Origin of the sequence: Pseudomonas viridiflava, assembly GCF_900602065.1 — a bacterium.
GTDB lineage: Bacteria > Pseudomonadota > Gammaproteobacteria > Pseudomonadales > Pseudomonadaceae > Aquipseudomonas.
The window spans coordinates 154,331-167,902 of record NZ_UWFN01000116.1; the positions used below are offsets into that span (position 1 = coordinate 154,331).

The window sequence follows — 13,572 nt, forward strand, 5'->3', positions numbered from 1 at the left end:
ATCAACAGCCAATCAGCGTGGCAACAGGTAGCGCTCGATAGCGCTGGCAACTCCATCTTGCAGGTTGCTACCGGTGACGACGTCCGCCTCGCTGCGCACGCTCTCTTCAGCCTGACCCATGGCGATTGAAAGCCCGGCTTTATGGAACATGGCAACATCGTTGCCCCCGTCGCCAATTGCCGCAGTGTGGACCATGTCGACACCCGACTGCCCGGCCAGAATGACCAGAGCATTGCCCTTGTTGGCGTCCAGAGCTGTTACATCGAGGTAATACAACTGTGAACGTGCGGCATGCGCCTGCCCCGCGATCAACGGATTGAGCCGACTTTCAAGTTGCTTCAGCAGTTCGAAATCGGTGCTGGCGGCGACAATTTTGTCGACGCGATCCAGCCACGGCTCGAAACTTTCGACCTGGACCGGCTCATAGCCCAGCGTCGTGCGCTCATGCTCGACGTAAGCACCTTCCGGGTCGATCAAAAACCACTGATCATCAGCAAATACCCATACCGCCACCTCGTACCGGGAAAACAACTCGATACAGGTTCGGGCGGCCACTGGGTCGATACGGTAGGCAAACAGCACACGCCCATCAGGGGCTACGATATTGGCGCCGTTGAACCCCGCAGTAGGTAACTGAACGCCCAACGCTTCAATCTGTTGGCGCATGGCGCGCGGTGGGCGACTGCTTGCCACCGTAAAGTGGATTCCGGCATCACGCAGCCGGGCCACAGCGTCGATAGTCGCTTGGCTCAAACTGTGATCGGGTCGCAGTAATGTGCCGTCGATATCCGACAGTACAAATCGAATGTTTGATTGATGCGCTTCAGGCATTGATATCCCGCCATTCTCGACCGTCTTTGCCCAGCAACGTATCCGCAGCGGCGGGTCCATCCCCTCCCGCAGCATACAGCTCGACCTGAGGGTTGTTCTTCCAGGCATCCAGAAATGGCTGTACGGCACGCCATCCGTTTTCAATGTTGTCAGCACGCTGGAACAGGGTCTGATCTCCGGTCAGGCAGTCGTAGATCAAGGTTTCATAGCCAGTAGATGGCTGCATCTCGAAGAAATCCTTGTACTCGAAGCCCAGTTCGATGTCTTCCATGTGCAGGTTGGGCCCGGGACGCTTGGCGTACAGGTCAAACCACATGCCCTCGTTGGGCTGGATCTGAATGCGCAGATAGTTGGGCTTTATGCGATCAATCTCGGTATCACGAAACTGTGCATACGGCGCAGGCTTGAAGCAGATAGCAATTTCGGTGCTGCGTTTACTCATGCGCTTGCCGGTGCGCAGGTAAAACGGCACCCCGACCCAACGCCAGTTGTCGATCATGACCTTGAGTGCAACAAAGGTTTCAGTGGTGCTGTCAGGATCAACCTTGTTTTCCTGACGATAGCCCGGCACCTCCTCATCACCCTTGCGGCCTTGCGCGTATTGGCCACGGACAGAATTGGCCAGAGCCTCCTCTTCACTCCAGGGCCGAATCGCGCCGACAACCTTGGCTTTCTCACCTCGAACAGCATCTGCACCGAAGGCAGCCGGCGGCTCCATGGCAACCATGGCCAGTAGTTGGAACAGGTGATTGGGCACCATGTCGCGCAGTGCGCCGGTATGTTCGTAGAAACTGCCACGCGTTTCGACCCCGACAGTTTCCGCCGCAGTGATCTGCACGTGGTCGATGTAATGGTTATTCCAGAACGACTCGAACAAGGCGTTGGAAAAACGACTGACCAGAATGTTCTGGACTGTCTCTTTGCCCAGATAGTGGTCAATCCGGTAGATCTGCTTCTCGGTCATGACCTTGAGCAGGCACTCATTGAGTGCGACAGCGCTGGGCAGATCCGAGCCAAATGGCTTTTCGATCACAACCCGGCGAAACGAACCAGACTCCTCGCTCAATAACCCGGAGGAGCCCAGCCGTGTAGCCACTTCGCTGAAAAAACGCGGAGCAGTGGCAAGATAGAAGACGGCGTTGCCGGTACCGGTGCTTTTGATCTTCTCGGCAATATCGCTATAAGTGGAGTCATCGAGAAAGTCGCCCTGTACGTAGCTGATCCGTCCTGCCAGCTTGCGCCAGAGTTCTGGATCGAGAGGATCCTTGCCGTCATCGGCGACCTTGCTGGCGGCCTCCTGACGGATGAAATCCTCAAGCTTCTTCGCAAAATCGACGTCGCTGATCGCGTTATGGTCAACGCCGACGATATACAGGTTTTCATCAACCAGACCGTCCCTGCTCAGGTTGTAGAGCGCCGGCATAAGCAGGCGCTTCACAAGGTCCCCATGGGCACCGAACAGGAACAGCGTGGTTGGTGGCGCAACTTCAGGCTTTTGCCGGGTACTGCTGCGCGATAATCCCATTACTTGGGACCTTCCTTGTGACCACCGAAGCCAAAGCGCATTGCCGACAGCATCTTGTCTGCATAGGAGCTCTTCTGACGGGAGCGGAAACGGGCAAACAAAGCACTGGAAAGGACCGGAACGGGTACCGCCTGCTCCATCGCGGCTTCGATTGTCCAGCGACCTTCGCCACTGTCGGCCACGGCGCCGGAGTACGCATCCAGCTGCGGGTCGGTGGCCAGGGCGTCAGCAGTCAGATCCAGCAGCCATGAGGACACAACGCTGCCCCGACGCCAGACTTCAGCGATATCAGCCATGTTCAAATCGAAACGTTGCTCGGCAGGAAGGTTCTCGGAGTTCTTCTGCTTGAGGATGTCGAAGCCTTCGGCGAAGGCTTGCATCATGCCGTATTCAATACCGTTATGGATCATCTTCACGAAGTGGCCAGAACCTGCCGGGCCTGCGTGAATATAGCCACGCTCGGCACGGTCATCGGCAGAGGTGCGACCTTTGGTGCGTTCTACCGACCCCATGCCTGGGGCCAGCGTGGCGAACAACGGATCGAGGCGCTGAACCACGTCTGCTTCACCGCCGATCATCATGCAGTAGCCACGTTCAAGCCCCCACACGCCGCCGGAGGTACCCACGTCGACGTAATGAAGGCCCTTGGCTGTCAGCGCCTGTGCGCGACGCACATCGTCTTTATAGAAGGTGTTGCCGCCATCGATGATCACATCATCAGCGTCCAGCAATTCACTCAGAACATTGATGGTCTCTTCAGTCGGCTCACCGGCTGGCAGCATGACCCAGACGGCGCGGGGCTTTTCCATGGCCGCTACCAGCGCGGGCAGATCGGCTACGGCAATCGAACCTTCCTTGGCCAGAGCGCTGCGCGAAGCTTCATCACGATCGTAAACCACGGTAGTGTGGCCATTGAGCATCAGGCGTCTTGCAATATTGCCGCCCATGCGGCCCAGTCCGATGATTCCAAGTTGCATGCTGGTGCTCCGTAATTCGCAAAAACAAAAAATGTTACCTCATTGTACAGCTCACTTCGTTGTGAGCCAGCCATGAGCATGATTTTTAAAGCCCTGTTTTGCCGCTAGACCAGAGCCTGCGGGGCCTGTAGGATGGCCAATAGACACCAGCGCGAATGTGACGATTATTGAGATCAAGAAACGTTCGCGACAATTGAAAATAAAAAAGTTCCATTTTCCCGCAAAAGAAATCAGAATTGCTGCCGATAGAGAGGTAAGCAGAGGCGAGTCGGCGCATCGATAGTCATTTGCCAGGACCTTTCATGTTGAATCCGCCATTTGCGAGGTGAGCAATGGGCACTGTACTACCGGCAACTGCACCACAAACTCTCTATGTCACCATCCGTCGTGACGAACTGCGCCAGCTTAAAGAAGAGCGCGAACAATTGCTCAGCAAGGTCGCTCATTTGAGCCTCATGCTGCAACAAGCGCAATTGATGCACTCCGGCACTGCCCTGCAAGCCTGAGCCCCATCCGCTCGTTGCCTCTGCGTAACGTAGCATTACGAATAGTGGCAAGCCCGATCAGCTGGCTTGCCCCTGGCAATACCCTCCTCTGAATTCCTTTCTTATATAGAGCCCACAAAGCGCTTCTCGCTTCGTGTTTTCACGCATTGGCCTCCATCTGCGCTGGTAAACATTGACCACAGGATCTGCCAAAGGCCACAAAGCTTTTGTACAGACACTCCACCATCGCAGCCCTCGGCAAGTCCGACAGGTTCAACGCTCGCTGCGCGACAGCGCATTCGCTGCAGAATGTCAAAAGCTCCGACCCGACACCCTGTCTAACGTTCAAACCTGCCAGTGGTTTAGCGCAAAGGTGATCAGGCCGGCCTTTGCATTAAAGCGCCTTCTGCCAGAACATTGCCTTGCCCATCTGCGGATCCAGCTCGTAACCCGCAAAACCAAGCTTGCGATAGGCGCCCTGGGCAATCAGGTTACCCTCGAGCACTTCAAGCGTCAGTTTGCAGCAGCCACGCTGGCGCGCGATTTCTTCGACCTTGGCCAGCATCTTCTGACTGATACCCAGGCCACGGTACTGACCCAGCACCGCGACATCATGAATATTCACTAGCGGGCGACACTGGAAGGTTGAAAAGCCCTCGAAACAGTTGACCAGCCCGACCGGTTCCCCGGAAATAAAAGCCAGCACGCTGAACGCATGTGGTCGCTTGGCCAATTCAATTGCGACCTGCTGCTGGGTATCAAGTGACAACGATTCACCGCCCCCCATGACATCTTCGGCGTACTGATTGAGCACAAAGCCAATCGCTTGCGCGTGCACCGGGTTGGTGTAACTGGCTTGCAGTACCAAAACTTCAGGGCTATCCATTACGTCCTCTTGCAACTGCGTTGATCACAGGCATTGCTGGCTCGACCGAGCCGGGTCGCTGATTCTATCCCGCCATGCGCGAAAATGTTTCGATCAACTCTCAGGAAAATTCTACGGGCGCCCTACGATCAGGCGACCCATGCACCATGAAATAGCGTTTCCTGTTGTAGGAAGCCATTCTTGCCTCACGTAGTCTCCTTCAACGCACTGACTGGAGGCGTGTACAGGATCATCGTCAAACAATCCGACGATCGGTATTTCTCGTGCTCCACGACAGGTTTTTCGCTCTAACAAAGAGCATTGAGTCACCTGGCCACTCGTTTTTCTGGATTATCACGCGTCGCACTCCCGCCTCTGAAGCCCATTCCAGACATTTCCCACAAAAAAAGTCGAAACTTTCCGTTGCGCGCACAGGTCATCTCTTAAGAGCGCCTATGCTGTTGGCTATGCCCGCATTTTGGCGCTACCAAGCTGTCCGTGAATCACGCAAACAGTAAATGGGTACTGATCTTGCGTAGCGCATGTGTGCTCGGCCATAGGACATGGCCAATAACAAATCTAATGCAGTACCAACACTGTATTGAATGGGAGAAATCGATGATTAGCGCCGCTGTCAAAACCCAGAAGGGAGAGAGTTTTAATCAGCCGGCCAGCGAGCTGACTCATCTGCCGGTCTTCGCTACGACGAGCGTTCCACAGCTGCAGCTACCTGCCGTTTCACAGCCAACAATAGTGTCGAGCAATAGACGCAAAGTCTTGTTTGTCACTTCCGAGCTGGCTGACCTGGTGAAAACCGGTGGTCTTGGTGATGTTTCTGCTGCACTGCCGCGAGCCATGCGTCACCTGCACGACGTCCGAGTGCTGATTCCCGGCTACCCGCAAGTGCTGAATAGTGGCAACCCGATCCATGTGATCAGTCAGTTGGGCGGTCATGCTGCCCTGCCACCCTGCAAGATCGGCCGTATGGACATGAAAGACGGTCTGGTGATTTATGTGCTGATTTGCCCTGAACTGTATGAGCGCGAAGGGACGCCTTATGCGGACAATCAAGGGCGTGACTGGTCCGATAACCATATTCGCTTCGCCCGTCTGGGTCTGGCTGCTGCAGAATTCGCTGCGGGTGCGGTAAAAACCCAATGGTGTCCAGAGCTGGTTCACGCCCACGACTGGCCAGCGGGTCTGGCTCCTGCCTACATGAAGTGGCGCGGGCAGACTACTCCAACCATCTTCACCATCCATAACCTGGCGTATCAAGGCACCGTCAGCACGGCGTCCAGTCGCGAGCTGGGTATTCCGGATGAAGCGCTCAGCGCGGACGGTATGGAGTTTTACGGCAAGCTTTCGTTCATCAAGGCCGGCATGGCCTACTCCAGCCATATCACGACGGTCAGCGCGACTTACGCCAAAGAAATTACCACCCCCGAGTTCGGTTGCGGCCTGGAAGGCTTCCTTCAGCACAAAGCCAATCGCGGCCAGCTCAGCGGTATCCCGAATGGCATCGACGCCAGTTGGGATGCGGCAACTGACGAGCACCTGATTTGCCACTTTGCGCCCAACGAATGGCAGCGCAAGGAGATCAACGCTGATCACGTCCGAGAGTTGTTCGAGCTGGAGCCGTCTACCGGCCCGCTGTTCGCCGTCGTTTCGCGACTGGTTTATCAGAAAGGCCTGGACCTCACCATCGGTGTCGCCGAGCACATCGTCAACAATGGCGGCCAGATCGCAATCATTGGTCGTGGCGAGCCTGAAGAAGAAGACGCCATGCGCGCCTTGGCGGAACGCTTCCCTGGCCAGATTGGCGTGCGTATCGGTTTCAACGAGACCGACGCCCGTCGCATGTTCGCTGGCAGTGACTTCTTGCTGATGCCTTCGCGTTACGAGCCATGCGGGCTGAGCCAGATGTATGCGCAGCGTTTCGGTTCGCTACCGGTCGCCCGCAACACCGGCGGTCTGGCTGACACCATTGAAGATGGCGTAACCGGTTTCCTGTTCGACGAGTCAACCGTCGAAAGCTACACCGAAGCATTGAACCGTGCCTTCAAGGTGTTCTCCAACCCTGCACTGATCAACGCCATGCGTTGCCGGGCAATGGCAGCCCCTTTCAACTGGCATCAAGCGGTAGAGCCCTACGCAGAGCTCTATCAGGACCTGCTGAAGAAAAATGTGGGTACTGCACTTCACTATTGATCAAGGAATAACGGATGCCTCTGCGTACGGACGAGAGCTGGCGCCACGGCGCCGTCTTGCTGGATTCTGGCTATACGCGGTTCGCCCTCTGGGCGCCCGACGCCTACTACGTCAGTGTTGAACTCGAGGGTGGCCAGTCTCTGGCCATGCTCCCCCAGAACGAAGGATGGTTCATTCTCGAGGCCCGCTGCCCAGCCGGCACTCGATACCGCTACAACATCGACGGGGAGCTTGAAGTCCCCGATCCCGCCTCACGCGCTCAATCCTCAGACGTCCACTCGCACAGCGTGGTCGTCGACCCTCTCGCTTACGACTGGCAAAACACTGCCTGGCAGGGTCGTCCCTGGCATGAAGCGGTTATCTATGAGCTCCATGTCGGTGCGCTGGGCGGTTATGCCGGGGTTGAAGCCCATCTGGAGCGTCTCGCCGAACTGGGTGTCACCGCCATCGAGCTCATGCCGATTGCGCAATTCCCCGGCACACGCAACTGGGGATATGACGGTGTTTTGCCTTATGCGCCGCAGTCCTCGTACGGGACGCCGGAGCAACTCAAACACCTGATCGACACCGCGCACGGTTACGGGCTGATGGTGATTCTGGACGTGGTCTATAACCATTTCGGGCCCGACGGCAATTATCTGGGTCGCTACGCCAAAGGCTTCTTCCGCAATGACGTGAAGACGCCGTGGGGCGACGCCATCGACTTCCGCCGTCGTGAAGTACGCGACTTCTTTATCGACAATGCGTTGATGTGGCTGCTGGAGTATCGATTCGACGGCCTGCGTATGGACGCCGTACACGCCATCAATGACGCAACCTTTCTTCAGGAATTTGCCCACAAGATACGTGAGCAGATCGACGCCCCAAGGCACGTCTGGCTGAACCTCGAAAACGAGTTCAACCAGGCCAGCCTCCTCGAACAAGGCTATGACGCGCAGTGGAACGACGACGGGCACAACACGTTGCATGTGCTGTTGACTGGCGAGACGGACGCTTACTATTCGGACTTCGCCCATCAGGCCACTGACAAGCTGGCCCGGCTGCTGAGCCAGGGCTTTGTCTATCAGGGCGAACCCACCCGTCACGGCCACACCCGTGGTGAGTCCAGCAGTCATCTGCCACCCAGTGCTTTCGTGTTGTTCCTGCAGAACCATGATCAGATCGGCAATCGTGCCTTTGGCGAACGCCTGCCACAAATCTGTCATGGCCCTGCGTTACGTGCGGCCACCGCACTATGGCTCCTCTCCCCCATGATCCCGCTGATGTTCATGGGCGATGAATGGGCTGCCAGCGAGCCTTTTCTGTTTTTCACCGATCATCACGGCGGACTGGCTGATGCCGTGCGCGAGGGGCGGCGTGGCGAGTTTGCCGACTTCGCGGCCTTTGCTGACGAAGAAAAACGCCACCACATTCCTGACCCGAATGACCCGGCGACATTCGAAGCGTCCAAACCGGCCTTTGACGCGGTGTACCTGGAAACCGACAAGGGCAGCGATCACCGAAGCTGGCTGGAACTCTATCGCCAGCTGCTGGCAATCCGTCACCAGCAGATCGTGCCCCGTTTGCCCGGCAGTCATGCCCTGGGCGCAGAAGTGCTAAGCGAAGGTGCGGTTTCCGCTCGCTGGCAAATGGGCGACGGCGCGGTCCTGCGCATCGACCTCAACCTGACAGAACATGCGGTCAGCGCCTCCGAGTGGAAAGGCGGCAATGTTCTTTTTGAAACCCTGCCACATGCGGCAGAACTTTCCCGACGAGGCATCCTCAATCCATACACGGCCATTGTCAGCCTGATAGCAACCGATGTTCTGGAGGAACAGGATGAGCAATGAGCAATTGGAGAACCTGGCGACCGAAGCAGGCTTGTCGGTCGACTGGATTGATGCAAACGGCCGCGCGCAACGCGTCAGCCCCGAAGTACTGAGCAAAGTGCTGGGTTGCCTGGGTTTTGCGGCTGATGACAACCTGCAGATCGACGCCAGCCTGCAGCGCCTTAAGAACGCTCATCATCAACCGACACCACCGCCATTGCTGACCGTAGACCATGGTAGCAATCTCGACTTGAGCGCCTGGTTCGAACCCGGCACCCCGTTCGTGCTGCATCTGGAAGACGGTGCAACCATCGACGCCAACCTGACCGCCAACGCCGCACTGCCTGGCCTGGCTCCGGTCGGCTATCAACAACTGAACATTGCTGGCCAGCACCTGACGATTGCCGTAGCACCGGCAAGCTGCTTCAGCCTGGCCCAGGCGAAAGACAGCCGGGTGGCTCGCGCGTGGGGCCTGACGGTGCAGTTATATGGCTTGCGTCGCGAAGGCGACGGCGGCTTCGGGGATACACAAGCCCTCGAAAGCCTGGCCCGCGTGGCGGGTGAACGCGGTGCCGACGCGCTCGCGATCAGCCCGGTGCACGCGATGTTTGCCAATGACCCGCACCGTTACAGCCCCTACTCGCCGTCGAGTCGACTGTTCCTCAACAGCCTGTACTGCTCGCCAGGCACGATTCTGGGCGAGCGCGCCTTGCGCATGGCTATCGATGAATCAGGTCTTGGCGACGAGCTCAAACGCCTTGAAGAGTTGCCGTTGATTGACTGGCCTGCTGCGGCCAGCGCCAAGTGGAAAGTACTGCACAAGCTGTATGACGCTTTTAGCGGCAGTGATCACCCATTGCATGAAGACTTCAACAGCTTCCGCCACAACGGCGGCGAAGCACTTGAAAACCATTGTCGCTTCGAAGCCATTCGTGATGAATGTCCACGTCTGGGCATGAGCGACAACTGGCATGAATGGTCTGAAGAATTCAAGAACCCGCGCAGTGAGGCAATTGCCCGCTTCGCCGCCAACCACAGCGAGCAAATCGGCTTCTATGCCTTTACCCAATGGCTGATGGCCCGCGGCCTGGAGCGAGCGCAGACCGCTGCTCGCAGCAGCGGCATGAGCGTCGGTCTGATTGCTGACCTGGCCGTTGGCGCTGATGGTGCCGGCAGCCAGGCCTGGAGCCGTCAGGATGAATTACTCTCGGCGCTCAGTGTCGGCGCACCGCCAGACATCCTCAACCGTGCAGGCCAGAGCTGGGGGATTTCCGCGTTCTCGCCCGAAGGCCTCAAACGCAATGGCTTCCGAGCCTTTATCGAAATGCTGCGGGCCAACTTCGCTCACGCGGGAGGCCTGCGCATTGACCACATCATGGGCTTGCAGCGCCTCTGGGTGGTGCCGCTGGGCTCACCCGCCAGCGAAGGCGCGTACCTGAACTATCCGCTCGACGACATGCTCCGCCTGTTGAGCCTCGAATCGTGGCGTCACAAAGCAATCGTGCTGGGCGAAGACTTGGGTACGGTTCCTCCAGGACTGCATGAAAAACTGGCCGCCCGGGCAATTCTCGGCATGCGGGTGCTGCTGTTCGAACAACACAACGCACACTTCAAGCCGATTCTCGATTGGTCCGATCAGGCGCTGGCCACCACCAGCACACATGATCTGCCGACACTGGCGGGATGGCTGGCTGAAAACGATATTGACTGGAACCTGCGCCTCGGCATGGTCGACGAGCAGCAGGCGCAACACTGGCGAGAAGACCGGATGCGTGAACGCGACGGGCTGCGTCAGGTATTGAGCCTGAACTCTACTAATTTCAGCGACGGACGTCCGGATGCCGAACAAATGATCGACGCCAGCATCCGCTACATCGGCCACACCCGGGCACCTCTGGTGCTTTTGCCGATGGAAGACGCCATGGGGCTGACCGAACAATTCAACCTGCCCGGTGATACTCCGCAACACCCGAACTGGCGCAGACGTATTCCCGGAAAAAGCGCGACACTTATGGATCATGAAGCTGTGGCTCGACGCGTTGAACTGCTTTCTCAGGCTCGCCTGCAGGCTGCGGAGCGTGACCAATGAACCCGCGTCTGGATACCCTGCGGGCCACACAGCGCCTGCAATTTCACAAAGACTTCACCCTGGATGACGCCGTAGCGCTGGTGCCCTACTTCGCCAGTCTCGGCATCAGCCATATCTATGCGTCGCCGTTGCTCAAGGCTCGCGCTGGCTCCATGCATGGCTACGACGTTGTGGACCCACGCGTGATCAACCCGGAACTGGGTGGCGAACCCGCGCTGCGTCGGCTGGTCAGTGCCCTTCGCGAAAAAGGCATGGGCCTGATTCTGGACATCGTGTCCAACCACATGGCCGTCGGTGGCGCCGACAACCCATGGTGGCTGGATCTGCTGGAATGGGGACGCCGCAGCCCTTATGCGGATTTCTTCGATATCCAGTGGCACTCACCGGATCCGCTGCTTAAAGGCCAGCTACTGCTGCCTTTTCTCAGCACCGATTACGGCACGGTGTTGCAAGCCGGAGAAATCCCGTTGCGTTTCGACCCCGAGCATGGGGTGTTCTACATCGAGCACTATCAACACCACTTCCCGATCAACCCCGGCACCTACGGCCCGCTGCTTGAGTCCGACGAGAATCCTTTGCTGGATGAACTGAGCAAGCGTTTCGCAGCGCTCGATCAGTTCCCTCAGGCGTGGGAACGCGCCAGACAGGCACGTGCCGACCTCGTCGAGCTGGTCAAAGACAAGTCGATTGCCAAGGTCATTGACCAGGCATTGCAGCGCTACGATTCACGTCAACCAGAGGGCTTTGACCGTTTACATCGCTTGCTGGAGGCCCAGCACTATCGCCTCGCGAGTTGGCGTACTGCGGGCGATGACATCAACTGGCGGCGTTTTTTCGACATCAACGAACTGGGCGGCTTGCGGGTCGAACGGCCTAACGTGTTCGAGGCCACCCACGGCAAAATCTTCGAGCTGATCAGCGAAGGTCTGGTGGACGGTTTGCGTATCGACCACATCGACGGCCTGGCGGACCCTCGCGGCTATTGCCGTAAATTGCGTCGACGGGTCAACGGCCTGCTCGCGGCTCGCCCTGCGGGCGCTGAACTCGCGCATTTGCCGATCTTCGTCGAGAAGATTCTCGGCCCTGATGAATCGCTGCGCGAAGACTGGGGTGTCGATGGCACCACCGGTTATGAGTTCATGAATCAGGTGTCGTTGTTGCAGCACGACCCGAAAGGCCAGGAACCCCTGGCTGAACTCTGGAGCCGCATCAGCGAACGCACCGCCGACTTCGACCAGGAAGTACTCGAAGCGCGCGACCTGGTACTGCACGGTACGCTGGCAGGCGACTTTGAAAACGTCGCCCAGTCTTTGCTGCAAGTAGCGCGTAGCGACCTGATGAGCAGGGACCTTACTCTGGGTGCGATTCGCCGGGCCTTGCTTGCACTGGTGGTGAATTTCCCGATCTACCGGACCTACATCAGTGTCTGCGGACGCTCGGCCGAAGATGAGCGCTTCTTCCAGCAAGCCCTGGAAGGCGCGCGCGGCATGCTCAGTGAAGGTGACTGGCCAGTGCTGGATTACCTGCAACGCTGGTTGGGCGGCGAACCGTGGCGCACATTGCCACGAGGCAAACTGCGCAAGCTCAACAAAAATGCTTGTGTGCGCTTCCAGCAATTGACCTCCCCGGTGGCTGCAAAATCGGTAGAAGACACCTCGTTCTATCGCAGCGCGGTGCTTCTCTCGCGCAACGATGTCGGGTTTCATCCGCAGCATTTCAGTGCGCCGGTTCAGGCGTTCCATGACGCCTGTATCGCTCGCAGCGAAGCCTTCCCGGACAACCTGCTGACCACCGCAACCCACGACCACAAACGTGGCGAGGACACCCGTACACGTCTGGCGGTGCTCAGCGAATGTGCAGGATGGTATGCCGAGCAGGTGGAGCGCTGGCGCCAGTTGGCGATTCCGCTCAAGGGCGAAGAAAACCCCATCAGTCCCGGCGATGAGCTGATGCTGTATCAGGCGATGCTCGGCAGCTGGCCGCTGGACATGCAGGAAGATGCGTTCGAGAACTACGCTGAACGTCTCGTCAAATGGCAAGAGAAAGCCCTGCGCGAAGCCAAACTGCAAAGCAGCTGGAGCGCGGCCAATGAACCCTATGAGCGATCCTGCCGTGAGTTTCTGCAGGCTATTTTGCTTAGCCCTCAAGGACTGGCGTTGCGTCAGTCGTTGGGAGCCACGGCCAATCGTATTGCCACCACCGGCGCGCTGAACAGCCTGGCGCAAACCTTGCTTCGTATGACAGCGCCCGGTGTTCCTGATCTGTATCAGGGCACCGAGTACTGGGACTTCAGCCTGGTGGATCCGGATAACCGCCGCCCTGTTGATTACGCGGCCCGCCAACGAACACTGAATCAGACATCCACCGTCAGCGACCTGTTGGGCGCCTGGCAGGATGGCCAGATCAAGCAGGCACTGATCCATCAAGTGCTTGACCTGCGGGCCAGACACTCTGCGCTGTTCAGTCGCGGAGAGTATGTGCCGCTGCAGGTAGTCGGTGATCACGCTGAGCAGGTGATGGCATTTGCCCGTGTCCTTGACGGAGAACAGGCTATCGTTGTTGTGCCACGTTTGTGCAATGAACTATTGGGTACAGCCCAAACTCCATTCATCAATGCTGAAAACTGGGGGGATACGCGGGTCGTTCTACCGTTCGCGGAGGCAAATCGAAGTTGGAAGGGACTTTTTTCAGACGCCGTAGTCACAACAGACAAGGAGTTGCTGCTTAGCGCAGCGCTCGAGGAATTTTCTGTAAATCTGTTTATTCAGTCTAAGTAATTGGGGA

9 protein-coding genes are annotated in these 13,572 nt (G+C 57.7%); 5 read left to right on the plus strand and 4 right to left on the minus strand.

Annotation, left to right across the window (positions count from 1 at the left end; translation table 11 throughout):
- Positions 1-12: 12 nt before the first annotated feature.
- The 3 genes from EE949_RS05885 to gnd are packed head-to-tail and all read right to left on the minus strand — an operon-like array spanning position 13 to position 3,333.
- Complete coding sequence (locus tag EE949_RS05885) at positions 13-831, minus strand: HAD family hydrolase (protein ID WP_122663413.1); 819 nt, start codon at positions 829-831, stop codon at positions 13-15.
- The gene (gene zwf / locus EE949_RS05890) at positions 824-2,356 is read right to left on the minus strand and encodes a glucose-6-phosphate dehydrogenase (RefSeq protein WP_122663414.1); all 1,533 of its coding nucleotides are present in this window, start codon (positions 2,354-2,356) and stop codon (positions 824-826) included. Before zwf ends, EE949_RS05885 begins: the two co-directional genes overlap by 8 nt.
- Positions 2,356-3,333, minus strand: a complete 978-nt coding sequence (gnd, locus tag EE949_RS05895; protein ID WP_122663415.1) for a phosphogluconate dehydrogenase (NAD(+)-dependent, decarboxylating) — start codon at positions 3,331-3,333, stop codon at positions 2,356-2,358. Before gnd ends, zwf begins: the two co-directional genes overlap by 1 nt.
- A gap of 332 nt (positions 3,334-3,665) precedes the next feature.
- On the opposite strand from gnd, the gene EE949_RS05900 reads away from it, so the two are divergent.
- Entirely contained in the window at positions 3,666-3,839 is a 174-nt protein-coding gene (locus EE949_RS05900; RefSeq protein ID WP_122663416.1) for a DUF6026 family protein, read from the plus strand.
- A 373-nt stretch (positions 3,840-4,212) separates the two neighbouring features.
- On the opposite strand, the gene EE949_RS05905 is transcribed toward EE949_RS05900, so the two are convergent.
- Positions 4,213-4,704 carry a GNAT family N-acetyltransferase gene (locus EE949_RS05905; RefSeq protein ID WP_122663417.1) on the minus strand — a complete coding sequence of 164 codons (492 nt, stop codon included), beginning with the start codon at positions 4,702-4,704 and terminating at the stop codon, positions 4,213-4,215.
- Between the two features lie 597 nt (positions 4,705-5,301).
- Between EE949_RS05905 and glgA the strand changes: the two genes are divergently transcribed.
- From glgA to EE949_RS05925, 4 genes are read left to right on the plus strand one after another with little or no spacing between them, the layout of a single operon-like run.
- A complete protein-coding gene (gene glgA, locus EE949_RS05910) occupies positions 5,302-6,891 on the plus strand; it encodes a glycogen synthase GlgA (RefSeq protein WP_122663418.1) in 1,590 nt (529 codons plus the stop codon).
- 14 nt (positions 6,892-6,905) lie between these two features.
- A complete protein-coding gene (gene treZ, locus EE949_RS05915; protein ID WP_122663419.1) occupies positions 6,906-8,720 on the plus strand; it encodes a malto-oligosyltrehalose trehalohydrolase in 1,815 nt (604 codons plus the stop codon).
- Entirely contained in the window at positions 8,710-10,788 is a 2,079-nt protein-coding gene (gene malQ / locus EE949_RS05920; RefSeq protein WP_122663420.1) for a 4-alpha-glucanotransferase, read from the plus strand. The genes treZ and malQ overlap by 11 nt, the downstream gene beginning before the upstream one ends.
- Complete coding sequence (locus EE949_RS05925; RefSeq protein ID WP_122663421.1) at positions 10,785-13,565, plus strand: malto-oligosyltrehalose synthase; 2,781 nt, start codon at positions 10,785-10,787, stop codon at positions 13,563-13,565. Before malQ ends, EE949_RS05925 begins: the two co-directional genes overlap by 4 nt.
- Positions 13,566-13,572 lie beyond the last annotated feature (7 nt).

What these genes read in the sequence shown, in the direction of transcription:
- EE949_RS05885 (WP_122663413.1), bottom strand. Translation starts at nt 831, where the DNA reads ATGCCTGAAGCGCATCAATCAAACATTCGATTTGTACTGTCGGATATC.
- zwf (WP_122663414.1), bottom strand. Translation starts at nt 2,356, where the DNA reads ATGGGATTATCGCGCAGCAGTACCCGGCAAAAGCCTGAAGTTGCGCCA.
- gnd (WP_122663415.1), bottom strand. Translation starts at nt 3,333, where the DNA reads ATGCAACTTGGAATCATCGGACTGGGCCGCATGGGCGGCAATATTGCA.
- EE949_RS05900 (WP_122663416.1), top strand. Translation starts at nt 3,666, where the DNA reads ATGGGCACTGTACTACCGGCAACTGCACCACAAACTCTCTATGTCACC.
- EE949_RS05905 (WP_122663417.1), bottom strand. Translation starts at nt 4,704, where the DNA reads ATGGATAGCCCTGAAGTTTTGGTACTGCAAGCCAGTTACACCAACCCG.
- glgA (WP_122663418.1), top strand. Translation starts at nt 5,302, where the DNA reads ATGATTAGCGCCGCTGTCAAAACCCAGAAGGGAGAGAGTTTTAATCAG.
- treZ (WP_122663419.1), top strand. Translation starts at nt 6,906, where the DNA reads ATGCCTCTGCGTACGGACGAGAGCTGGCGCCACGGCGCCGTCTTGCTG.
- malQ (WP_122663420.1), top strand. Translation starts at nt 8,710, where the DNA reads ATGAGCAATGAGCAATTGGAGAACCTGGCGACCGAAGCAGGCTTGTCG.
- EE949_RS05925 (WP_122663421.1), top strand. Translation starts at nt 10,785, where the DNA reads ATGAACCCGCGTCTGGATACCCTGCGGGCCACACAGCGCCTGCAATTT.